The sequence below is a fragment of the Pseudomonas sp. Lz4W genome (assembly GCF_000346225.2).
Lineage (GTDB): Bacteria > Pseudomonadota > Gammaproteobacteria > Pseudomonadales > Pseudomonadaceae > Aquipseudomonas > Aquipseudomonas paraversuta.
Genome location: NZ_CP017432.1, coordinates 1,813,668 through 1,836,102, shown reverse-complemented (window position 1 = coordinate 1,836,102; position 22,435 = coordinate 1,813,668). Strand labels below are relative to the sequence as shown.

At 55.2% G+C, this 22,435-nt stretch carries 25 protein-coding genes and 1 tRNA gene; 8 read left to right on the top strand and 18 right to left on the bottom strand.

Translation table 11 applies throughout. From position 1 onward, the window contains the following. Window positions 1-20: 20 nt before the first annotated feature. The 6 genes from B195_RS08745 to gpW all read right to left on the bottom strand — a co-directional run bounded on the left by B195_RS08745 (window position 21) and on the right by gpW (window position 5,385). Window positions 21-1,100: a major capsid protein gene (locus B195_RS08745; RefSeq protein ID WP_003447412.1), complete on the bottom strand. Its 1,080-nt coding sequence runs from the start codon at window positions 1,098-1,100 to the stop codon at window positions 21-23. Between the two features lie 87 nt (window positions 1,101-1,187). Further along, on the bottom strand, window positions 1,188-1,883 hold the full coding sequence (locus B195_RS08740) for a head decoration protein (RefSeq protein WP_003447410.1): 696 nt from the start codon (window positions 1,881-1,883) through the stop codon (window positions 1,188-1,190). Window positions 1,884-1,910: 27 nt separating this feature from the next. Further along, a complete protein-coding gene (locus tag B195_RS08735; RefSeq protein ID WP_003447408.1) occupies window positions 1,911-2,561 on the bottom strand; it encodes a hypothetical protein in 651 nt (216 codons plus the stop codon). 24 nt (window positions 2,562-2,585) lie between these two features. Further along, the gene (locus B195_RS08730) at window positions 2,586-3,464 is read right to left on the bottom strand and encodes a S49 family peptidase (protein WP_003447406.1); all 879 of its coding nucleotides are present in this window, start codon (window positions 3,462-3,464) and stop codon (window positions 2,586-2,588) included. After that, entirely contained in the window at window positions 3,464-5,116 is a 1,653-nt protein-coding gene (locus B195_RS08725; RefSeq protein WP_100917152.1) for a phage portal protein, read from the bottom strand. Before B195_RS08725 ends, B195_RS08730 begins: the two co-directional genes overlap by 1 nt. Beyond that, window positions 5,116-5,385: a gpW family head-tail joining protein gene (gene gpW, locus B195_RS08720; RefSeq protein WP_003447402.1), complete on the bottom strand. Its 270-nt coding sequence runs from the start codon at window positions 5,383-5,385 to the stop codon at window positions 5,116-5,118. The genes B195_RS08725 and gpW overlap by 1 nt, the downstream gene beginning before the upstream one ends. A gap of 40 nt (window positions 5,386-5,425) precedes the next feature. Between gpW and B195_RS08715 the strand changes: the two genes are divergently transcribed. Beyond that, entirely contained in the window at window positions 5,426-5,758 is a 333-nt protein-coding gene (locus B195_RS08715; protein WP_037001996.1) for a hypothetical protein, read from the top strand. On the opposite strand, the gene B195_RS08710 is transcribed toward B195_RS08715, so the two are convergent. From B195_RS08710 to B195_RS08660, 11 genes are all read right to left on the bottom strand, one after another. Then, entirely contained in the window at window positions 5,759-7,900 is a 2,142-nt protein-coding gene (locus B195_RS08710) for a phage terminase large subunit family protein (RefSeq protein WP_083912810.1), read from the bottom strand. It lies immediately after the preceding gene. Continuing rightward, the gene (locus tag B195_RS08705) at window positions 7,833-8,438 is read right to left on the bottom strand and encodes a hypothetical protein (protein ID WP_003447395.1); all 606 of its coding nucleotides are present in this window, start codon (window positions 8,436-8,438) and stop codon (window positions 7,833-7,835) included. Before B195_RS08705 ends, B195_RS08710 begins: the two co-directional genes overlap by 68 nt. A gap of 139 nt (window positions 8,439-8,577) precedes the next feature. Continuing rightward, entirely contained in the window at window positions 8,578-9,207 is a 630-nt protein-coding gene (locus tag B195_RS08700) for a hypothetical protein (RefSeq protein WP_003447394.1), read from the bottom strand. Beyond that, a complete protein-coding gene (locus tag B195_RS08695) occupies window positions 9,207-9,536 on the bottom strand; it encodes a phage holin, lambda family (RefSeq protein WP_037001968.1) in 330 nt (109 codons plus the stop codon). The genes B195_RS08700 and B195_RS08695 overlap by 1 nt, the downstream gene beginning before the upstream one ends. Window positions 9,537-9,664: 128 nt before the next feature. Then, the gene (locus tag B195_RS08690; protein ID WP_003447378.1) at window positions 9,665-10,582 is read right to left on the bottom strand and encodes a hypothetical protein; all 918 of its coding nucleotides are present in this window, start codon (window positions 10,580-10,582) and stop codon (window positions 9,665-9,667) included. 172 nt (window positions 10,583-10,754) lie between these two features. After that, window positions 10,755-11,138 (bottom strand): antiterminator Q family protein, encoded by a 384-nt coding sequence (locus tag B195_RS08685; RefSeq protein ID WP_176464626.1) that lies wholly within the window; start codon window positions 11,136-11,138, stop codon window positions 10,755-10,757. A 2-nt stretch (window positions 11,139-11,140) separates the two neighbouring features. Next, on the bottom strand, window positions 11,141-12,436 hold the full coding sequence (locus tag B195_RS08680; protein ID WP_003447373.1) for a site-specific integrase: 1,296 nt from the start codon (window positions 12,434-12,436) through the stop codon (window positions 11,141-11,143). Next, a complete protein-coding gene (locus B195_RS08675) occupies window positions 12,433-12,642 on the bottom strand; it encodes a hypothetical protein (protein WP_003447372.1) in 210 nt (69 codons plus the stop codon). The genes B195_RS08680 and B195_RS08675 overlap by 4 nt, the downstream gene beginning before the upstream one ends. Next, window positions 12,635-13,330: a replication protein P gene (locus B195_RS08670; RefSeq protein ID WP_003447371.1), complete on the bottom strand. Its 696-nt coding sequence runs from the start codon at window positions 13,328-13,330 to the stop codon at window positions 12,635-12,637. The genes B195_RS08675 and B195_RS08670 overlap by 8 nt, the downstream gene beginning before the upstream one ends. Then, window positions 13,327-14,100, bottom strand: coding sequence for a DnaT-like ssDNA-binding domain-containing protein (locus tag B195_RS08665; RefSeq protein WP_003447370.1), 774 nt, complete (start codon window positions 14,098-14,100; stop codon window positions 13,327-13,329). The genes B195_RS08670 and B195_RS08665 overlap by 4 nt, the downstream gene beginning before the upstream one ends. Before the next feature lie 233 nt (window positions 14,101-14,333). After that, entirely contained in the window at window positions 14,334-14,555 is a 222-nt protein-coding gene (locus tag B195_RS08660) for a Cro/CI family transcriptional regulator (protein WP_003447369.1), read from the bottom strand. Between the two features lie 96 nt (window positions 14,556-14,651). Here B195_RS08660 and B195_RS08655 point away from each other — a divergent pair, with 96 nt between their 5' ends. The 7 genes from B195_RS08655 to B195_RS08620 all read left to right on the top strand — a co-directional run bounded on the left by B195_RS08655 (window position 14,652) and on the right by B195_RS08620 (window position 22,100). After that, window positions 14,652-15,407: a S24 family peptidase gene (locus B195_RS08655; protein ID WP_003447366.1), complete on the top strand. Its 756-nt coding sequence runs from the start codon at window positions 14,652-14,654 to the stop codon at window positions 15,405-15,407. A gap of 25 nt (window positions 15,408-15,432) precedes the next feature. After that, the gene (locus B195_RS08650; RefSeq protein ID WP_003447365.1) at window positions 15,433-16,521 is read left to right on the top strand and encodes a type I restriction endonuclease; all 1,089 of its coding nucleotides are present in this window, start codon (window positions 15,433-15,435) and stop codon (window positions 16,519-16,521) included. A 419-nt stretch (window positions 16,522-16,940) separates the two neighbouring features. Next, a complete protein-coding gene (locus B195_RS08645) occupies window positions 16,941-17,324 on the top strand; it encodes a LuxR C-terminal-related transcriptional regulator (RefSeq protein WP_003447364.1) in 384 nt (127 codons plus the stop codon). 809 nt (window positions 17,325-18,133) lie between these two features. Beyond that, window positions 18,134-19,906, top strand: coding sequence for an S-type pyocin domain-containing protein (locus B195_RS08640; protein ID WP_003447363.1), 1,773 nt, complete (start codon window positions 18,134-18,136; stop codon window positions 19,904-19,906). A 1-nt stretch (window position 19,907) separates the two neighbouring features. After that, complete coding sequence (locus B195_RS08635) at window positions 19,908-20,180, top strand: hypothetical protein (RefSeq protein ID WP_003447362.1); 273 nt, start codon at window positions 19,908-19,910, stop codon at window positions 20,178-20,180. Between the two features lie 550 nt (window positions 20,181-20,730). After that, window positions 20,731-20,964: a hypothetical protein gene (locus B195_RS08625; RefSeq protein ID WP_003447360.1), complete on the top strand. Its 234-nt coding sequence runs from the start codon at window positions 20,731-20,733 to the stop codon at window positions 20,962-20,964. Next, window positions 20,964-22,100 carry a tyrosine-type recombinase/integrase gene (locus tag B195_RS08620; protein WP_003447357.1) on the top strand — a complete coding sequence of 379 codons (1,137 nt, stop codon included), beginning with the start codon at window positions 20,964-20,966 and terminating at the stop codon, window positions 22,098-22,100. Before B195_RS08625 ends, B195_RS08620 begins: the two co-directional genes overlap by 1 nt. Before the next feature lie 109 nt (window positions 22,101-22,209). Here the strand turns inward: B195_RS08620 and B195_RS08615 are convergent. Continuing rightward, a tRNA-Val gene (locus B195_RS08615) sits at window positions 22,210-22,286 on the bottom strand. Between the last annotated feature and the right edge of the window lie 149 nt (window positions 22,287-22,435).

Sequence of the window (22,435 nt, the reverse complement as noted above, 5' to 3'; positions counted from 1 at the left end):
CGTTGTGGTCGCGCCTGCCATTAACCGGCGCTCAGCGGGGTGCAGACCTTGGCGGCCAGACAGGCATTCACCCGGCTAGGGATCACCAGCGGCGAGCTTTGCATCAGCAAAATGCGCTGCGCCGGGTCATTTTCAACCCATGTTTTCGGTGCGTAAGGCATTGCCTGGTAGTTGAACGCCGGATCGATGATCGAGCCGAAAGCGCGAGTGCCCATCAGTTGCTGACCCGACATCAACATGTAACCGTCTGGCAGCATCGGCCGCTCAACGCCGTCATCGTCGATGAACCATTCGTTGTAGAGCCACAGATCGAACTGGCCCCAGCGCCCTTTGTACACGGCACCCGGCGCCACTTGCGGGCCGACGTTGATGCTGCCCGCCTCGGATTGCTTCGGAAAATACACCGCGCCGAAGACTTTCTCGTCGTTGGCAAACTTCTGCCAGGCCGAAGTGGTGAACACCAGGTCAGTGGCTTGCGCACCAGACAGCCGCAGCATCAGGGTCTGCCATTCCTCAATGTTGTCCGCCGGAACCGTGTCTCGGCCCGCCGCGTTGAAGTTGGCTTTGGTGCCCCACTGCTTATCGCCGGTCAGGGCAATGGTCAGTTGGCCATCACGACCGAAGTCGACCACTTCGGTTTCAAAGCCTTCGCCCGACACAATGACCTTGCCGTGCAGCATGGCGGACGCGGCCATCCATTCAAGCCGGCGATCCAGCATGTCGATTTGATCGGCCATCTCAAAGGCCACGTTGGCCATCTCGCGGTCACCGGCCGTCATGTTGCCACCGCCGATGCGCTCACCGATCTGACGCATGATCGGCTTGCGCAGATCCGGGGCGCGCTTGTCTTTGATGTAGGCCGGCTTGTAGGTGTTGGTTTGGTATTTACGTTGCTCAACCAACTTGCCTTGCACCAGCGGACTGATAAAAGGCGACATACGGCGAAGGCCAACATCGATGTCGATGGCCACGAACTCAGTTTCAGAGTTCTGGATATTCGGGAAAAACTTATCAAGCAAAAACTTTTGCGGACGCTTGAGCGTCGGCACAACCTGAATCAGGTCAGTGGTGCTGAACGGGAACGAACTGGCGGCAGTCATGGGCCTCTCCAAGCAAGAAATGCTAAATCCAAGCCACAAAAAAACCCACATCTGTGGGCCTTGGGGGTCGGTCGGGTGTGGGCCTGATTACGGCGCCGAGTTGTTCGACGGGGAAGCCGCCGAAATTGAGCTTTTGGCAAACAGCCCGTAGGGGCGCATGGCCGAGACCAGCGCAGGCAATGACCAGGTAGTACCGTAAATCAGTCGGGCCGCGTTGAACTCTCCCGACAAATAGGCACCGGCCGTCACTGGACCACTGGTGGCATCGGCGTCATCCACCAGAATCGCCAGCGGGTTCTGGCTGCCATCGGTGGCGGTACGCACGCACTCGACATACGTGCCGACTGCATCGAACACATTCAGGGTGAAACTATCAGCCACCTTGAACGCCACGCCGCCGGCGGTAATGGTCAGCGCGATTTCAGCGTGTTTGAACGGCGTGCCGACTGTGGCCACGCCCAACACATCGCCGGCAGGGCTGATGACGTTGAACTTGGTGAGGGCGGTGGCAGTGAGTTTATAACCACCGGTTTTGACTGCCGGTCCCAGGGTGATGCTTCCGATCACGCCGTCACCGGTATTGCCGGCACTACTTACAACTTGCACCGGGTTCTCGGTTTGCTGACCAAGCACGGTGCCGCGCTTTAGGTCACCACTCGCCAACAAGACGGGCTGAGTGACCAGACTTCGCGCATCAGAAATCAGTTGATCCGGGCTGTAGACCTGAGCCTGAACACCAGGGCGTTGAGGGTTATCACGAATTTCAGTGGGGGTGAGCGACATGCTGTCTATCTCCGTGTTGCGGGTGGGTTAACGGCCTTGAGCACGAGCGGCGGCGGCAATAATGCGCTGGGCAACCGGAGAAGCACCTGCGGGCAGCTCGTCGCCACCACCGGCCCCGGCATTCGGCACTTGAGCTTTTTTCATGCGTTCAGCCAGGCCGCCACCACGACCGCCAGCGGCGCCGGCCGCGTTCAGGGCGCTGATGGCGGACGTAGCCGACATGTTGGTATCGAAGGCAAACACACACGCCTGCTCAGCGTTACCGGCCTTCAGGCCATGGGTCAAGATACGGGCGCAACGGACGCGCTCACTGGCGACGATGGCCTTTTTAGACTTAGCGGATTTGTCGTCCTCTTCGTCTTCGAGGTCTTCGTCATCGCCTTCTTCGGCGCGCTTGCCTTTGGCTTTACGGCCCTTGGCATCCTTGTCGTCCTCATCGTCCTCGAGGTCTTCGTCATCGCCCTCATCGGCGCGCTTGCCCTTGGCTTTGCGGCCTTTGGCTTTACGGCCCTTGGCATCCTTGTCGTCCTCATCGTCCTCGAGGTCTTCGTCATCGCCCTCATCGGCACGACGGGCACGCTTGGATTTTTCGTCTTCGTCTTCGTCTTCAGCCCGTGCCGTCAAGCCAAATAGGTGGGCAAACGGCATCGACGCACTGAGTCGTGTACGCATGGTCATGGTCTTACCTCTGATCGTTTTGAGCTAGGCCAGCTGAGAGAGCAGCGCCCGGAAAGCGGCGTCGGGCGCCGCGACAGCATCGGCCAGACCGGCCGCAACGCCGGCAGCGCCAAGGTAGGTGCCGGCCTGCGTTGCACGCACCTTACTGGCCGTGATGTTTCGGTTGCGGGCAACGGTTTCTACAAACAGTTCCCCCATGGTGTCGATGTCATCTTGAAAGCGTGCAAGCGCCTCCGTGGTCAAAGGGATTTCTGAGTGCCCGTCCGCCTTGCGGTCGCCGTAGGTGATGAACGTGACCTCAATCCCCGCACTGGTTAAGGCCTTGGAAAAATCCACATGCATGCAGATCACTCCAATGGAGCCCGTACCCCCGGTACGCGGCACATAGATACGGTCGGCGGCGCTGGCAATGGCATAAGCTGCGGAATAAGCCGACTCATTAAGAATCGACCAAATAGGCTTTTCACCCCGGGCGTTGTAGATGGTGTCGACCAGGTCGAAGCAACCCGAGACTTCGCCGCCGGGCGAGTCAACATCCAACACAATGGCTGCCACCTTTGGGTCATAGAGCGCGGTCAAAAATGCTTGCCGCAGGCCGTCATAGCCCGTCATACCGCTCCACGGCCGCAGGGTGCCTGTTTTCTGCACCAACGTACCGTGGACCGGAATCACCGCGATATTGCCCACCAGGTCATAACCAGTGTCGCGTGACTCGCGGTCGGCGTAGCTGTAACCCTCCCCTTCAAGCGCCATCGGGCTCAGGTCGACCGCATCACCACTGACCCGCATCATTCGGCCAATGCCCATACGCTCAGCCAGGGCGGCCATGATGACCTCGGCTTTTTCCGGGCGTATGGCCACTGGTACGTTAAACAAGCGCTGTGCCAGGTGTCCAAATTGCATTAGTTGGGCCTCTGTTTTTCTATGGCTTCGTCCGCCGATGTGTAGCCGCCAGGTATCTGCATGCCTGCCCACGTTGGCGCCGGAATGCCCAGTTCTTTGAATTTGTCGATTTCGCGTTTCCGCTGCTCCAGCACTTCCTCGTAATCCAGCCCCTGCTCCATGCACTCTTGCTGCAGGGTCGAAAGGCCCGCGTCCATACCCAAAACCGCGCCCTGTTTTTCAGCAACCGGATCAATCCAGCCACGCGCTGGGCCCATCCACTCAGCCCGCGAGTACATGGCACGGCACTCCATAAACTCAGGCGCACCGTGGGGCAATGGGTAATCGTCGACTTCCATCGACTCTTCCATAAAGCAACCCAGCACCGGCTGGGCGGTGTTGGTCGCAAAGTCATTACGCCGACGGGTCAAGGTCTTGAACGCCTCCAGCAAGGCGCCGCGCGCCGAGCTGTAGTTGGTGTCTGACCAGTCGTGGGACATTTGCTGCGCTGACAGCCCAGTGCACGAAGCAAAGTTATTCAGGAACGATTTCTCGAAACCGGCAAAGTTGGCATTCGGCCGGGTGGCCGTCACCGCGTTGATTTTCTCGCCAGGAAACAGGATCGGTAACCTAGACTCGCCGAGCATAGTCTTGCGGTTGGTGTGGTAGTCCGCGCGCTGATCCTGGTAAGCCGACAAATCAGTCTCATCACCCAGCGCCTCGCCGACCAAACTGTGGTCAAACGGGCTTTCGATATAGGCGCCGAAAATCGAGTTGATCACCGCGGCGTCCAGCTCCACAGCATCATATTTCGCAAGCATTTTCATTCGCTGGAGAATCGGCGCAAAGATGCCAGAACCGCCCCGATGCTGTGAGGCCCGCTCATGATCGAAGTCGTGAATGATGATCGGACGACCCCACTCGGTTTCCCGCGGGATCTGCTCCCAAGTCACACTATCTGCCGCCGCCCACCAATCCCCTTGGTGGGCTTTGCGAATCCAATACCCTTGAGCTGCACCGAAACTATCCAACACCACGCCACCGCGAGACGTGGCCGAATCAAACTGCAGTTGTGGATTACTCAGACGGTCCGGATCAATCAGCTGAATTGCCGTGGCATAACGGGCTTTACCCTGCCCTACTCGCTCCGGGATGTAACAGGCCTGCACCAATGAATCGCCATCGATGAGCTTGTGGCGAAAGGCCAAACGCATCATTTGAGTGATGGTCAGCGAGCGTTGGGCATCGCAATAGCGTCCGGTGTCGAAGGCCCAAGATCGGTAGTTCGCACTGGCTACCTGAGCAAATTCGTGTGCCCAGGTAGCGTCAAACGCCTTGTTCCCGGTAAAGGCTGCCAAGGCCCGCCAGTCCGGTTTAATCAGCGGCCGGAAATGCCCGCCAATAGCGTTATCCAAAATCCGCGTGACCGCGCCAGAGGCCCAACCATCGTTACGCACCAGGTCACGGACACGTGCCACGATACGGTCGCGGTACATGTTGAGGTCGCCGTCTGGCGACCCCAGGTGGGGCGTCCAACCAGCGACGTGCTCGCCATAGATATCAGCTGCGTCGTAAGGGGCGCCGCCACCAGGTGCAAGCATCTTCCCCCGACTCGGCCGCAGGGGCTGGAGCGGCTTGCCGTCGAGCCCAACAATCGATACGGGATTAGTCATTATTTGAACTCAAACCTGATGGGCTGACGGGGACGAACATCGATACCGAGTTGCTTTTGCAACATCATGATCACGTTTGCCAACTGGGCAATGTTGGCCCGCGTGTAGGTGATGCTTTTAGAGCCATCTCCTTGGGTATATGTCGCGTTTTCAACCTTGCCGCCCGTGGATAGCTGGATGTAGGCTTGCTGAGCGCTCTCTAGCGAAACCTGAAGTTGTGATAGCGGCATACCCGCAAGCAGGCTGGAGCCTGCACCAAAGCGACTCATGTGTGCACCCGCCATAATTAGGAATTTAAGGATGATTCAGATGAATAGGATTTTGGGGGTTAGCTTGTTAGCGCTATTGCCATCATTGGCTCTGGCCGAGTTGCCAAAATTCGATGTCAACACACACTGCGACAATGTTGCCAACGCCATAGGTGAATCCTCCGAGATGATTCGGAGCGGCTGTTTTGAGCAAGAGCAGACCTCCTACAACAATCTCAAAAAAGTCTGGGAAACACTGCCGAAAAGCATGCAGTCGCATTGCACCGCTGTCGCCAAGTCAATGGCACCAGGGTCTTACATGATTCTCGACGGCTGTGTAACCCAAGAGCTTGAGTCGAAAGCAGGCAATAGCAACTTCCAATTCAAGTATTAATCAAGCCAACCGGCTGGTCAGTGATTTACGCCTAGCCGGTTTGGCTTGGATGACGCGCGGACCCGATGCTGCGCCCGGTTCTGGACTTTCTGGGGCCGGGCTTTCTACATGTTCAGACTCTGGCCGACGCACAGGCGTACCGATCAAGGCATTGACCTCTTCGGCACGTTTGTTGAGCTTGATCCCCATGTGCAGCAGACCGCAGAGCGCGGCATAACCGTACACACGGCAGTCAAGGCCTTCGTTCGCGCGGCCCGGGCGTGGCTCCCATACCCGATACTTCACGCCCCCCGTCACCTTGACAATGGAACGCTCGGCGGTGAGCTGGGCGAAATAGTTGATGTCCCGGCTGACCGGGAAGTGCATGTAACCGGGTCCCGGCTTGTCCTTCATCAGGCGTGTGGTGATGGTGTCCTTCGCGGCGTTCACCCCCAGCATCACGGGGCGGTAAGTCGCCTTGCTGCGACGACTCGGCACCTTCGTCGGCCAGACCGGAGAACGTTTGCCATTGCGGGCAGATTCGCCCTTAACGGCCCAGATCCGCCGGCCGATACGCGCCTTGCAGAAGCCATACACCGCCTGGGTGTGGTGACCGCCGGAGTCGAAGCAGGCCGCCATGACCGGGAAGGCATAGCCGTCAACGCGATACCAGATTCGCTTGAGATAGGCATCCAGCAATGCCTGTACATCGGGCTGATCGAACTCGCCGTCGATGACGTGGTAGTCAATCGACCAGGACTCTTCGTTGACGCCCCAGCCAATGACTTCCATTTCCAGGCGGTAGTCCTGAGTGTCGATGCCGACGGTGATCAGTGCTACGCCATCGGGCACCTCGGCCGCCCAGACCTCGCAACGGGCGGCCAACGCTTCAATCTGAATTTCCCGCCCGGAGTTTTTCCGGTACGGCAGACCCAGCTGGGTGTTATAGAACGCCAGCTTCATGTCCTCGTCATCGCCACAGGCCAACCACTTAGCCGCGATATCTGACGGTTTGTCTTTCGACCAAGGGCTGTACAGCTTCGAAGCGGTAAAGCCTGCATGCTCATTGTCGATCGGATGATTGCCACAAGTTGGGCAGCGTGCCAGATAGACTGAGTGGCGAGGGCTTTCCGATAACGTCCAGACCTGATCGACCGACCTGGCCTCTTCCAGCTTCCACGCCGCGTCGTATTGCTCCAAGGGCTGATGCCGGTCTCCGCAACATTGGTATGTTTTGGTTTGGTGCCAGCGAATACTGCGCAATGACTTTAAACGCTCACCCTCCGACCATTCATCACCACAGCCTTCGCAGTACATACGGGCTGTTTTCGGCAGGTGCCCACCGGTTTCTGGATCTTTCTGCCAATGAACATGCTTAAAGAACTCCGGGAACTGCCGATGGCCACAGCCCGGACATTCCACCGACGCCCGGCGTTGATCAGAGGCCAGAAAGCTTTTTTCAATTCTTGATTCGTCTTCGACGGTCGGCGAGCAAGCACGAACCGATAGCCAGTTAGCACCGAAACTTGCCGTGCGCTCCTCAGCCAGCATGATCGGATCGCCTTCGCGGGTGATCGGGTATTTGTCAACCTCATCGCTTAACAAAATACGGATCGGACGCCGCGCCAAGTTGTCAGGGCTACCGGCGCCGGCCAAGGCCAGAAAACCACCAGGGAAGGCCTTGTAGAGCAAGGTCTCATCGGATGACCGGGTTTTGCCAGAGCCCACCAAGGCGCGCAAAACCGGCGTGCTGCGAACCAGCGGGCTGATGCGCTCTTTCGAGAACTGCTCAGCCGCCGCCTCTTTGGGTTGCAGCAACAGCATCGGGCACGGGTCCAGGTGCGCGAAGTAGCCGAAGATGTTTTCCAGTAATGCCGTCTTGAGCAGCTGGGTGCTGACCATCACCGTGATGACGTGCACACCGGCTTCGGTGACGGCCATCATTGGCCCGCGTGCCACCTCAACGGTGGAAGTTTCCCAATTGCCAGAAATGGCGCCGGCCTCTTTGGCCAAGCGGCGATAGCGATCTGCCCAATCGGGGACGCTGATGCGCGGCGGCGGTGTCCAGCCTTGGCGATAGGCCAGAGTCAGGCGGTCAGACTTCGTTAGGGAATTCGACCTCGATCTCTGGTTCACCAAGCTGACTGATGTGCTTGTGGACATACTCCGTCAATGCTCCAACCACACGATCAGCCTCAAGCCCCAGATCAGCGGCAAGAAGCGGCCCAACACGGGTAGGCCAATTGAGCCAAGCATCACGGGATGCCCTGGCCTGTTCAAACAAGATTTTTTCAGCGACCTCCAGCTCTACCAGCGAACCCGACTTGTTTTCGTACTCAAGCTGACGCAACAGGGCGAGGTAGTTCTCTTTTCGGCGCAGCGCTTCGGCGTAATCGTGGCTCGCCTCTCCACCGCTTTCGAGCAGTCGGGCGGCCTCCTCTTCGAGAGTTTCACCATCAACTGGCAGGGGGTTCGCAGCGTGCGAACCCTTGGCCGAAGTGCGAACCACAGGGTTCGCATTTTGGTTCGCACGGTTCGCACTCTTTGCGTTGCCTTCGCGCCAGTTGCTGCCGACCAGTAAAGGATTAAGCGAACCATCCTCGAGAGCCGCCAATCTATTGAGCTTCAGCGCTTTTCGAACCAACGTGTCGGACACGCTTTCACGTCGCGCAAACTCGCGAATCGAAATGCCTTGCTTCATCGCTGGCCTCTAGTGCGAACACCTTTCAAAGTTCATAGTTGGGCCTGCACCAGGGCGCGCAATGCCCTCGATGCAGGAACCTCTAGGAGGGACCCAAGCATAGGGGGGGGTGGGGGGGCGGCCCTGCCATCTGAAAGGCTCAACGAGCGGACGCTAGGGCCCTGCTCATCGCCTCAGCGAAGACGGCATTGAATCGGCGATCAACGATCGCCTGTGCCCTGCTCCGGTAGCTCAACCGCTTCTTCACGGGCAAAGAATCACCAAAACGAATCAGTAGTTTCAGATGCGCCGGCAGCTTTCGCTTGGCAGGAATCCGCTGCCACACCCCATTTACTGTGCCCTTGCTGGTCTTGATCTTGCCAATGAACACATCTTTACGCGCCTTCAGGCGAGCAAGCGCTTTGCGCGGCAACTGGCCGTAGCTATCCAGCTTGATGTTCTTCGGGTTGATCAGCGCTCGACCTGATAAGACATGCGATCCGCCTTTCTCATAAGGCTCCAGGTACTTCGCCGCGATGGGCCGAACAAATACCTTGGCCTGCAGCGTGTCCTTGCGTGCGCCCTGTATACCCACTGACTTCTGGGTAAATGGCTTGGGCTTCCTGAATGTCGTAGCGATGTTGCGAATCTCGTCGGCCTGCACCTCTTTGGCCAACGAAGTCAGCGCCTGAGCAGTCGCAAAGTTGATCTGCGAGTGGGCCAGTCGAGAAAGGGATCGCGAAATCTCTTTGACGTTTGCGTGGACTGAAATTTCAAAGGGGCTTGCCATCAGTCTGACCTTCGGGGCAGCTTGAAATCAGCGAAGCGGTCAGCCATATCGGCAATCTTCTTCACACCCAAGAAACCAATCCAGATGCCTGCCGGTGTCGCCAGGCTGGAAGGCAGACCGAAGTACTCAAGCACCGCAATCAGGCTGGTGGTGAGCAACATGCAGATGGTTGCTTCGAGCAGCGCCTGACGCCGAGTACCGCCGCCGTAGATGATCCGCAGCGCCGCCATTACAAAGGACAGCGTGGCGGCATAGATCGTCGGCGAGTGCTGACTCAGCCACGCGAGCGCTATCACCCAGGTGTCTGGCTTATCAGGCATATGAGGCATCCGGTGTCCTCCCGAGCTGGGAGCAGAATGGGTTCGGCCCCGACAGCACTCCCAGCTTGAGGCGATGGGTGTGGCGGGGCCGAAAACGAAAAAGCCCGCACTAGGCGGGCTCAAATGGAAAATTTAAATCAATAAATTTTCGTGACTGTAATACTTTTTGGCACAAGAACTCCACGGTTGAAATCCGTAGACATCAATACCTGGACATCAGCCTGAACGGACTCCTGAGTCACCGCTTTAGTGATATCCACACCATCTGCAAAGTAGAGGGGAAGCCTTTTCTCGCCCGTAAGCTGAGGGAGTGCACCACGCCACCCACTATCTACTTTGTCACGATCTAGGGCTCTAATCTCAAGCTTGGTACTAGGGTAAGCAACCTCAGTATCTTTAACCCGAAAATCAGGAGTTGCTGGAGCATCAGTGGCCGCTTGGTGGGAGAATGCAATTCCCGTTGCCTCTTCCCCAGCGTGCAAGCCACCACGGCCTTCACCGGATGCAGGTCGAACAAAATCTAATGCTGCCCTTACCATTTTTTTACGATCGCCAGTCAAGGCACCATCAATGGCTGTTCGCAGCTCATCAGTACTAGCACCAGTAGCCTCGCTACCAATATTGATAAGAATATTGTTGTTCGCTTGGATGCTAGGGGTCTCCCCTGTGCCGCCCTTGCCCTTAAATGAGTCGTAAAGGGTGATTGACTCACTGGCAAGCAGCAAGAGTAAAAGGCCTCCTAGGCCATACTTCGCATATTTTCCCATTTTCGTCTCGTTGAGCCACCGGATACATCTTTCTTTGTCGACCGCAGAACTGAACAGCAGCGTCAACACCAAGACTTCAAGCAAGCTGCCCGACTCGATCTTCGAGACCTTCAGACTATCGAGATCAATCCCGTGTTCCGCATGACAGAGATTGCCCACTAGCATAGGCACTTTTGAGGCTAGCTTCTGTAGCCCAAGAAGCGAGGCGACTATCTCATCAATAGGAATCGGTTCTTGTGATTCAAAGTAGAAAGAGATTGGAAGATCGAGGGTTAGCTGGTCCGTCACCGGGGAACTCCGTTAAATATTCCGGGCGAATTTACAGCATGGCAATGGCTTATAGCTATCATTGCAACAATAAAAAACCCGACTCAATGGTCGGGCTTTCTCTGTGGTGTCCCGCTGTAACAGCTAAACACAGTGCTATGAAAACAGAGCTATTCCATATGGACAACTCTTTTTACGCAGCTTCACGCAGGGTCTCCAGAACGCAATCGATCCAGGCTACGCCCGCCTTGATCAACTCTCGCGCCTTCATTTCGCTCACCTTGAAGTGGCGACCTACCCGCACTGCCGGCCACTTGGATCCGTAGTAAAGCCACACCATGTCGCCCATCTGCTGGTCACGCTTGCACAGCCTGGCCAACGCCCCGTCAACGGCGCAGGCCAGTTCATCAGTGATGGTGTAGGACTTCGTGCTGGAAGGCAGCGCATCTCGCATCAGGGCCAGCATTGGCGAGGCATAACTGGGAATCCCCATCCCGTCCATTCGCCACCAGCCCCATTGCTCAAGCATGTGTTCGGTATCACCCAAAGGTCGGTGCAGCGTTTTTCGAATCATCATTTTTAATCCTCGCCTATGGTTGTTTTCTTAATAGCGCTGCACGCCTTGCCGTTAGCGGCCACCAGCGTATTACCGGATTCTCCGAATCTAACGCCTGTCTGCCCGTGGATCAGGCTGAAACCCTTCTGGTCTAGATGGTCGTGCCACTTCTCCAGCGCATCACGCTTGCGGCCCATCACGTCCGACTGGATGTACACCTTCACGTTGTGACCCATGGCATGGTTGATCAGTAACTCACCGATCAGGTGGTCGATGCCCAAGTCTGCCCAGCCGGTGCGGGCTACCTTGCGCAGGTCGTGACTGGTCCACTCGCCCTTCCCCAGCCGGGTGAAAACCGCACTGGCCAGCCCTTCGCTCAACGCCTTGCCATTGCGAGCCGGGAACAGGTACTGGCCGTTATAGCCTCGGGCGGTTTGTGTTTCGCGGTACTGGATCAGCAGAGTGCGCACCTGGTCGGTCAGCGGCAGGTGATGCTCCACGCCGGTCTTGGTGTGCTCCGCAGGAATAAACCACTCACGCTCAGCCAGACTGATATGCAACCAGCGCGCCTGACGCGTCTCCCCTATCCGCGTGCCGTGGCACAACATCATCAGGGCCAGCATGGCGTCAGCGGGTTCATTCGCCATGACCGGGGTCAGTTCGGTCAGCAGATCCTGCAACTGTACGCCCCGCAACCGGGAGGGTTTGATGCTGACCTTGGCTTTGGAGAAATCGCTGAACTTGATACCCGCCATCGGGTTGGACGAGATCAGGCCCAGTTTCAACGCCTGACGGAATGCCAGGGCCAGCAACTGGAACGCCAGACGCACGTAGTCGATGGAAAGGACTTCCTGCAGCGGCCACATGAACAAGGTATCAAGCGTGGCCTTGTTGACCTCCACCAGCGGCAAGCCACCCAGGCGCGGCAGCAGGTGGCACTTCATGGCAGAGGCGCCGGTGTTCTTGCGCTTGGCCGACAGACTGCGGTCACGGGCCATGCGATCGGCGTACCAGCCGAGCAGTTCGCCGGTGGTCGCCCACTGAGAAATCGTTGAGCTCGCATCAGCAGAGACACGCAGTCGCACGGCTGGCAACTCAGCCAACACCTGTTTGGCGCTCAAAGCCGGATAGACTCCGATGCGATGCCAGCGGCGCTTATTGACCAAGTACCAGGAGCCCCGGCTGCGATTCTTGAAGAAGCGAAAGTGCAACGCCGGGTGACCGGCATCACGCAGGTCGCGCACATGCTCAAGCTTGGCATTGCGCCCAATCTCCGCATCAGACAGCTTCACGGTGAGGGTTTTGATTTTCGTGTTCATTGCCCCGCTCCCACAGGTGATTGCAGGTCCACCACTTCAAAGGTGCTGGGCCACATCAATCCGCCGAAATGCTTTGCCGCGCTTTCATGTTCAAACAAGGCCACAGCCCGGTCGGGCTTATGGCTCAAGTCGAGCTTGTAGGAGCAGCAGTGAACGGCCCAACGGTAGGCGCTCGGCTCAACCGGGGCCAGATGAGGATTAGGCATGCGCAGCACCTCCCGAACGCATGGCCCGCAGCGCGGCCAGAGCCTTGTTGCCCACTTCTGGCGCGCTGCGCTCGATGGTCCGTGGCGGCAAAGCCAGCGGCATTTTCTGCAACGGCAGGCCCGCCAGAATTCGGCGCACAGTGATCGTATAATTACGCTCAAACAGCTTGATGCTCAGGTCGTGGGACAGCCGGTTGAGGTTTTCAAACCCGCACTCTTTGGCCGTGTGCCACACCGCGTCATGGGTCCACTTGGCCTGGCCGGCCATCGACGGATGCGCGTTACGGCAAGCTTCGCGGTGAGCCGCAGCCAACCTCGGCAGGCCGAGCATTTCCGCTGTCGGTGTGCACCAACCGATAAACACACCCACGTTCGGCACAAAGTCCTTGGCTGCTTGGCGGGCCCGCATCAGGCCGAAGCGCAGTTGCTCGGTGCTGCAGATCCCAGCTTCGAGAAAGCCGCGCATCCACTGTTGCTTGGCCGCTTTGTAGGTCGCCATATCCGGCCATGCCTGCTTCCACGCGGGGAAGATCGAACGCAGTTCGCGGAACAGCCCATTGATGACCTTGGCCGTGGCCTGGGACAGTTCTGCGGCGGGCTGAATGTGTTCACTTTCTCCGGCAGCGATAAATTGGCCTGTCTGCACCTTGGCCCACAGGCCGGTGGCGATTACTGAAACTTGGTTCATTGGGTGGCCTCCTGATGCAGCCAGTCGGTATCTTCGTCGTCAAAGGGTTCGTCAGCTCGGGGCCTGCCCGGGAAGCGGCTGACGTTGGTTCCGGCGGTCTTGATCTGATCACGCTGCACCCACTTGACCAGCATGCTCACCCACTCGGCCTGGGTGTTGATCACGCCCTTCGACTCGTAGTGGCAGGTGAATAACGCAATCACCGCTGGAGTGAACAGAGCGCCAGACAGGCCAACGTGAACGGCATAGGTTTTTAGGGTTTCTGGATCGGGCAACCAGTCCAGGGTCATGGCGACCATTTCGCGTGAGTCGAACGTCTCGTGCGCATTGGGTGGGTTTTCTCCCTTAGATTCCCCTTCCCTTCCGGGGGTGAGGGCTCGTCTAGGCTCTGTCGGCTCCTCGGCGAGGGCTCGTCGAGCACTCTCCGAGTCAGCGTCGATAGTCAGTCGAAATGCAGGGTGCTTAATCGTGGGTCTATCGATCTTCTGATGTTTCCAGCCGTTGACGTGCAGGTACTCTTTACCCGACACCACGTAGAGGTCGATAAGCCCATTTGTTGAAAGCTCGGCGAGCAGTTCACCGACTTTCGCCGAGGTGATGTCGTCGCCTGGGAACACCAGTGCCTTCAGGGTTTTGGAAGACATGGGATGGTTGCCTGCGTCGTCGCAGAAATTCCACACACCGATAAACAACAGGCGCGCCAAAGGGCTGCATTCCATGACTTGTTCACTGGTCCAGAACTCGGGTTTGATCGTGCGTATGCGGGCCATTACACGGCCTCCTGTGCCGGGGTCGTAGCGAGTAATGGTGCAAGGCGAGGTATCACGTCAGCAGTGTTGCGTGATGAACAAATGGTGCACATAATGGCCCCTGAAAGAAGTTGTGAAGAAGCCGGTCTATCCACCGGCTTTTTTTTGTCTGCGATTTGGTAACTGGATGGATTAACAGCTAATCCGAGGTGCTGTTCCCTTGAGCCAAATGGCCTGACAATCGAATCTCTGGACTACGCGACCATCTCGGACCAGGGAAACGATGGGCAAAGGTCAACGCGTTTCACTTGGCCTTTTGTCAAAGCTTCGATTTGCAGAGCTCTTGGTGGGGGAATTGGCCGGTCGCCAGAGCACCACTGACTGACAGTCGGAGCTGAGACGGCAAGGCGCTTTGCCAGATCGGTCTGACTCCCTACGATGCGGGCCGCCTCCCGAGCTGCTTGTGCTGGTGTCATGGATGTTCTCCGTTAGATCACCGGCCAAATATAAGGCATTAGCTAATCCCTAACAAGCTATTGCCTACTCAACCTACGGATAGGCTTAATTAGGCAATGCTTACAGGTAAAGAATTAGGCGCTGCCATCGAGCAAGCTCGACTCGCCAAAGGTGTTTCAAAAAAGAAGCTCGCCGAAGATTTCGGCGTGGCGCCTCCGTCTGTCCAGGGCTGGGTGAAGACGGGGCGAATAGACAAGTCCAAGCTCATGCAGCTCATGGACTACTTTTCAGATGTGGCCAAGCCATCTCACTGGGGCCTGAGCGATCGTGTGACCGAGTTTCTATCCATATCGAACCCGGCTGACAGCAATGTCATCAGGGACGAAAAGGAAAGCAACGTAATCCCTATCAGCTCCCGCAGAAAAAGCACCGATATCAGTTTCGTCACCATTCCCCACTTCGACGTTGCTGCATCAATGGGGCCAGGCTGCGCACCACCTGAACATAATATTGAAGTTATCCGGGACATCACCGTCCACGTTGACTGGCTGAAGAGTCAGGGCCTTAACTTCTCTAAATTTGAAAACCTCGCCATCATCGATGGTGACGGCGACAGCATGGAAGGCACCTTTCGCAACGGGGATGCTTTACTTGTAGATCGCGGCATCACAGATGTTCGTACCGACGCGATTTACGTCTTCACCCTGGATGGCGACCTATTCATCAAGCGACTGCAGCGAATGACCGGCGGCTCGCTGAGAATGATTTCTGACAACCCGATTTATCCGGCAATAGTGATTGAAGGCGCTCAACTCGAACGCGTCCATATCCAAGCAAGGGTTCTTCTCGCATGGAATGCTCGCAAACTGTAGAAAATTTTTCCCTGGGGAGGGAATCATGGAATTTGAAGAAAAGCTCGCAGGATTAGCGGCAAAAATTAGACAACAGAGCGCAGCCATTCAAACTGAAGAAGCAACTAAAAATGCTTTTATCATGCCCTTCATTCAGTCCATTCTGGGTTATGACGTTTTCAACCCGCTTGAAGTAGTACCTGAGTACACATCCGACATAGGGACGAAAAAAGGTGAAAAGGTTGATTACGCCATTATGAAAGATGGCGCCATTCAGATCCTTATTGAAAGCAAGAAAATCGGCGAGCCGCTGAACATTAACCATGCAGGCCAGCTCTTCCGCTACTTCCATGTCACAAGCGCACGGATTTCCATTCTTACAAACGGCCAGGTCTACAAGTTCTTCACCGACCTGGACGCCCCGAACAAAATGGACGAAAAACCCTTTCTAGAGCTCGACCTCCTGAACATCGACGAGCACGCCATCCCTGAGCTGCAAAAGCTGACAAAATCGGCGTTTGATGTGGACTCCATAATCAGCGCCGCAGGGGAGCTCAAATATGTCGGCCAGATCAAACGTATCCTGGCAGCTCAATTCAAAGAGCCTGACGATGATTTCGTAAGGCTTTTCGCCTCGCGGATTTACGATGGCGTCATTACTCAAAAAGTCCGTGAGCAGTTCGGCCACCTGACCAGAAAGGCCACAGCGCAATTTCTGGGTGACCAAATTAACGAACGCCTCAAATCCGCTATCAGTGGTAACACCCAGCCAGTGTTTTCAAGTCAGCCCGTGACTCCCTCTCTTACACCAGAAGTTGAACTCCCGGCAGATGAAGAGAAAGATCTGATTGTTACGACTGAAGAAGAAACCGAAGGCTACAACATCGTCAAAGCGATTGTGCGTACCGAGGTTGATGCCAAGCGCATCGTTGCTCGTGACACCCAGAGTTATTTCGGCATTCTTCTTGATGACAACAACAGAAAGCCCCTCGCCCGCCTCCACTTCAACCGTGCGCAAAAATACCTCGGCCTTTTCGATGCTGATAAAAAAGAAACTCGGCACCCGATTGAAACTTTGGACGATATTTTTCTGCATACCGACGCCTTGAAGTCGACAGCCAAGCTGTACGGCTGAAGCCCGCCTGGCTGGGCAAACCAGCCAACCGAGCGCCTGTTTCCAGCAACAAACCGAAGCCCGCCTCTGCGGGCTTTTTCACGTCCACAGGAAAAGAATTAGCCAATGCCTATTTACATAAAATAGGCATTGGCTTATCTTCGCCTCATCGAGCAGCCAAACAGGCTCGATAGCCCCCTCAACAGGACTCGGGTAACCGGAACGCTCTTTAACAACCAACAGCTACAAAACGCCGGACGGGAAAGGCCGTTAGCGCACTCATAGGCTGGAGCCTCCCTGAGTGTCGCCGTATCAGCCTCGGTAAGACGGTGAGCAAGAACCCCAGGCTTTCGCCATTAGCGAGCCTGTTCGCTTCACGGACACTTTCACTGTTGCACCTGGCTTGCCGGGTGCATCGGGAAAACAACCGAGTAGACATCATGGAATCGACAATCGTAGATGGTGCATGGAAAGGCCACCTTGGCCGAGGCCTTGCGCCGCGGGAACTGCAGTTCGTGCTTTCAGTTGCCCAAGGACTAACAGCAAAAGAGATCGCCAGGGCGTTCGACATTGCGCCGGGTACGGTGGTCAAGCGACTGGCCTGCGCCATGTTCAAGCTCGGGGTTCACCGCCAAGGCGCGATGGTGGCCGAAGCGATGCGACGACAAATCATCACCCCGCTCTGCCTGCTGCTCGTTGCAGTGATGACGATGCAAGGCCTAGCTGACAACGGAATGGCTCGACGGGATCGCAGACCTTCTGAACGTCGCGGCTCCGAGTTGCGACTTGTACGACGCGCCGACTCGTTTGACCTGGTCGTTTAACTCTATCCAACCAGCGCCACGACAGCCTGTCGCTAACTGCCCGAGCACCTGGTACTCCCCAGCACCAGGCCGTATCGGTCTGATCTTAGGCACTTACCAGCCTGAGTACAGACCGATGCGGACGCCAACTCAACAGAGACTGGACACCTGCATCACCCCCACTATCCCTGCGACTAACACACGAAGGATCCAGCCATGCACTAATAAACCGTGGCTGACACGCCCAAAAAGCCAGGCTCTTACATACGATGGCGTTTCAAGAGTGCAACACAGCCTAGTTCCGACTTAGCTTTTTAATAAGTCTTGCGTTTATTCCTTAGCACTCCATCGCGCCCCCATAGGTGTCAGCGCAATGCCTGAGTACTGACGAATGACCGCAACTCTGCCGAGGATCGACAATGCATAGCGCCGCGCAATTCTTGAGGGGTTGCGCGAACGCACACGGCAGGCCACTGCCGAGCTCTATCAAAAGCTACCCCCCCACCCGCCTTGGCACCTCGCTTTATCGTCAAGCCAAGCGGGGGAAACAACTTCGCATTTGGGCATTACGCATCGAAACAATAATGACCGTCATCATATTTTATGGTGTTCACAGATAAGTCGAATTAACAGATCCGTAAAACATAACTTTCGCCGCACCCAATCCTAACTACAACATATCGAATATGCATCGATACACAATTCATGCAGCGACCTCCCAAACGTAGGAACCGCAATATAAGGACACACGAACAACAAATTCAAAAAAAAGCATCAATCCTTACAAGACCCAAAAAACAAAGTAACCCCCTTTCTTATAGGAATCCATTATGGAAATTGCTGCACTTCATATTGTTGCTAATGAACCACCCGTTGGTATGGATGGAATGGCAGGCGGCACAAGCATGAGTATGAAAGGAAGAGGAAATATAGGAACCACAAGCAACTTTGGTAGCGAATGGAGAGGCATGAGCCAAACCGAACTTAGTCAGATGACAGCAGGGCTGAACCTACATTATCTGCGCGGGCGCATAATTCAGCAACTCCAACTAGTACAAGATCATGTTGAAGCAATTTATGCAAAATCCACTACCCCACTGAATACTCTGGTTAAGCAAGATCTCGCTGCGGCAGGTACCAGCAACACCAAAACCCCACAAAGCCTTGCAGGCAATAAAACGATTATCGAAAATCTCATCAGTTCGCGAAAACAGAACCTCGAAGCCACCATCAGAATCGCTAACACTTTCTCTGGGGGAGACCCCCTGGTACTTTCCAAGTCGCAACGGTCAGATATTGGTATTAAATCTATGGGGCTTGTTATTCGTGAGTTCCCTGTACGCACCAATGAAATACTAAATAGCTACGAATCTTCTTACAGAGCGGCTAAGAACGCCAAAATCATTGCTCAACTTATTGATCAACTTGAAGCTAAATCCACAGCACTATCACTTTTGCTTAATACCTCCACTATTACAGCGACCGGAGCCGCTCAACTGAGTGCAATGGCGGGATCTGTTGCTCTATCACCAGGCTCGACGCTGACACTGGATGCAGTCTTGAAAGCCGCTGTAGCATTATTTGAATCACTGAAGCGCGCTGCGACCTTGGAAACCACTGCAAGTGTAGCGAGTCGATGGATTCCGTTTGCCACATTGTTTTGGCCATCCAACCTTGGTAATAGCGATCTTTACCCACCAGACCGCGCAAAAACTACTCTGACACTCCCCGCAAGCATTCTTGTCAATCATCCGACTAAAAATCTTGCTGCAAAATGGTTAAAGGTCGCATTGGCAAAGGGAACTGTGAAAGTTCCGTATCGAATTTACGGAGATTCTACAAAGTATTCGGTCATTGCTACACAAGCCAGTGGCGGAGTATCGCCAAATGTCCCTGTAAGACTTCTGACGCTCGACAGGGCGCTAAATGCTTACACCTTCACCACGACGAGTACCCCACCACGCATCTTAGTATTCCCTATTGCCTCGCCAAGCAACAGCTCCTCAACAACGCCTATAACCCCCATTGATGTCCCCGTTTACACCGGCTTGACGCTGACTCCAATTGAGGTAAAAGCTCAAGCCTTGCCAGCTGTCGACCAATTGGATCTTCAAGATTGTATTTATTGCTTCCCAGTCGACTCTGGACTGCAGCCTATTTATGCAGTGTTTAGCTCCCCCTATGATGGTGCAACCACCAAAGGCCAGCACAGCGGACGCATGTACAACCCTGACAAAGCTGGTGGCCCAACCCAAAATCTCGACTGGAAGAAAGCTTCGGTCACAAAAACCGGCATAAATCTGGTAAAACTGCATACGGGGCGATTCGCCCCCTCAGATGCTAATAAAATCATGATTGAGCGTCTCGGAAAAATCCTAAAAGGCGAAATTGCTATCACTGACGTCGACAAACGCTTTTACACGCACGAACTGAGGGAGCTTGAGCGATACAGGTCTCTTGGGGTTGCCGACGGCATTGAAGGAAACGTATGGAATAACGCTCACTCTGCAACTCTAGAAGACTTCAAACTCAAAGATTCTTCTGATTTATTCTATACACCAGATGCAATAACTGCTGAAAATAAACAAGTATACGGAGAATAAAATGAACGACATTAATGAAGTAGTTATTGCAGAAAGCCCACGAGACGTTATTCTTTTCGCCACTAGAAATGAAAAAATTATCTCATACCCTGCTCTGGATAGACTTTACAGCAGAAATAACTGGGCAAATATCTCTAACAATGTTGAACTCTTAAAGCTCGTTGAGGCCATGACGCTGGAAGGCTTGATTGAGCATGCAGACGGAGGCTACAGAAAAGGGCCTAACTGGAAAGAGCCAGCATTCATTACCAAGAAAAAACACCCCATCAAGTAAATAGCACGCTCCCAAGAAAACCCAGACACTCTGGGTTTTCTTTAACTTTATAATTCACACCACCAAAAAACCTAGCACACTTTGTGCTTTTATTTTTCACGCAACCCAAAACAACCAAAAACCATTTTAAAAACATATCAAACCAAACTTCCTTTCCCAGTGCACGGCCAAATAATCCGCAACACACGCTACAGAGCTTTAACTTTTACATCCGAGAAACCCTCGAACAAATGACAAGATATTTAGCCAACTCCACCAGGCACTGCCGCCTGTGGGCGATATGGAGCCATCTCTATGCTTACAAAAAATATTGGCGAACGTATCGACGCCCGATGCACCCGTTGCGGCGGGCGGTACTTTCAGATTAACGAAGAATTCATCAACTTAGTCAGCTACGAGGTGCTTGCCGGCAAGATCAGCACCGTCAGCTCTACGGATAAACTTAAAGCAACAGGGCGCCTACTCGGCCGCTGTCGTCAGTGCGGCCACGACTGGGCTTTCCGAAAGAATCCACTCACTTCATAAACTCCCCCCAGAGAATGGAATCAACATGGCAAAGATCATTGCCCAGATCACTGCCCGCCTCCCACGCTTAATGGAGGCCAGTGAATTCAGAAAGCTGCGCTACGCAGGCGGCAAGCCTAGCCTGCAACAACTCAAAAAATGGATAGAGGAAGGCGAAGTGTTGGGAGAGGTAAAAGGCGGGATGTATTTCGTAGACCTGCAGGCCGCAATTATGGGGTCGAGCGATCCGCTGCTCGCTCAAATGCTGGAGCTTGGGTAATGGCTTCTCGGCCTCGCACAATCAAAAACCGCAAACTTCCCCCCAACCTCTACCCCAACGGCAAATACTGGCGGTACCGCAACCCCATCACCGGCCTGATGACCAGCATCAACCGCCCGCTGGAGGACGCCATCAAGCTGGCCAGGGCAGCCAATGCAAAGCTGGCCCCTGTGATGGCCGGTGACGGTGAGTTGCTCATGATCCTGACAGGAGATCGCCTGCCCACGATGCGCAACCTGGTCGAGCGCTTTGAGGCCGAATGGCTGAAAGACCGCGGCTATGCCGCCCGTACTCTGGTTGAAATCCAGTTCAAGCTTGAGCGCTACCGGCAGGACTTGGGGGATCAGTTGGTCGGCCAGCTCGATGTACTTAGCATCGCGGAGTACCTGGACGGTTTCAGCAACAACGCTTACACCAAGCACCGCGGTTTGTTGATCCAGGTTTTTGCCTTCGCGGTGGCCAAAGGCTTGGCTGAGCGCAACGTGGCCGAGCTGACACTGATCAAAAAGGAAGCCGAGAAGAAGCGTCAGCGACACACGCTGGTGAGCCTGATGACGATTGTGGACGCGGACACCACGCCGATCTGGCTGAAACGCGCCATACGCCTGGCACTGGCCAGTCTGCAGCGGCGTGACGATATCGTTTCGTGGCTCAAGTCTTCGGTGGACCTTGAAAACAACACGATTAAGGTGTCGCCCGGCAAAACCCAGGGCTATGACAACCCCGTTCACTTGCAGATCAAGATGGGCAAGGCTCTACGAGAGGTTGTGAGCGAGTGCATGCGCTCTCCTGTGGCTTCGCCCTACCTAATCCATTACAGGCCCAAGGCAAGAAGGCGTGAGCAGATAGCCGCCAAGGATCACTGGACCTCTGTCACTCCCAACTATCTGAGCAACGAGTTCAGCAAGGCCAGGGACGCGGCGCATGCGTATGACCATATTCCGACTACCGAACGACCCACCTTTCACGAGATCCGCGCTTTGGGTGCCTGGTTGTACGAGCAGCAGAGTTTCCCGCAGGAATACATCCAGGCGCTGATGGGTCATGCGGACGCGAAGATGACCAAACACTATCAGGACGGGCACACAGAGAAAGGTATCGAGTACCTGGAGGTGGGAGCTGATTTGGCGTTCTGAGGTGGCGGTTTTGCAAAAGTTTTGCAAAAGTTTTGCAAATCGCAGACAACAAAAAAGGGCCCACCTTTCGGTGAGCCCTTCTAGACCGCCCAGCAGAGCGGATTTTGTTTGGTAGGCGCGATTGGACTCGAACCAACGACCCCCACCATGTCAAGGTGGTGCTCTAACCAACTGAGCTACGTGCCTGCTGTGGGGTCGCATTCTATAGATTTGCGGAGGGGTGTCAACACCTTTTTTGCAGCTAACTCTATGAATAGTCGAATTATTTATAGGAGACGCAAAAAACCGCTTCCGCAGGTGGCTAGCCGCTGGATTTCAACTCAGGTAGCATCGCC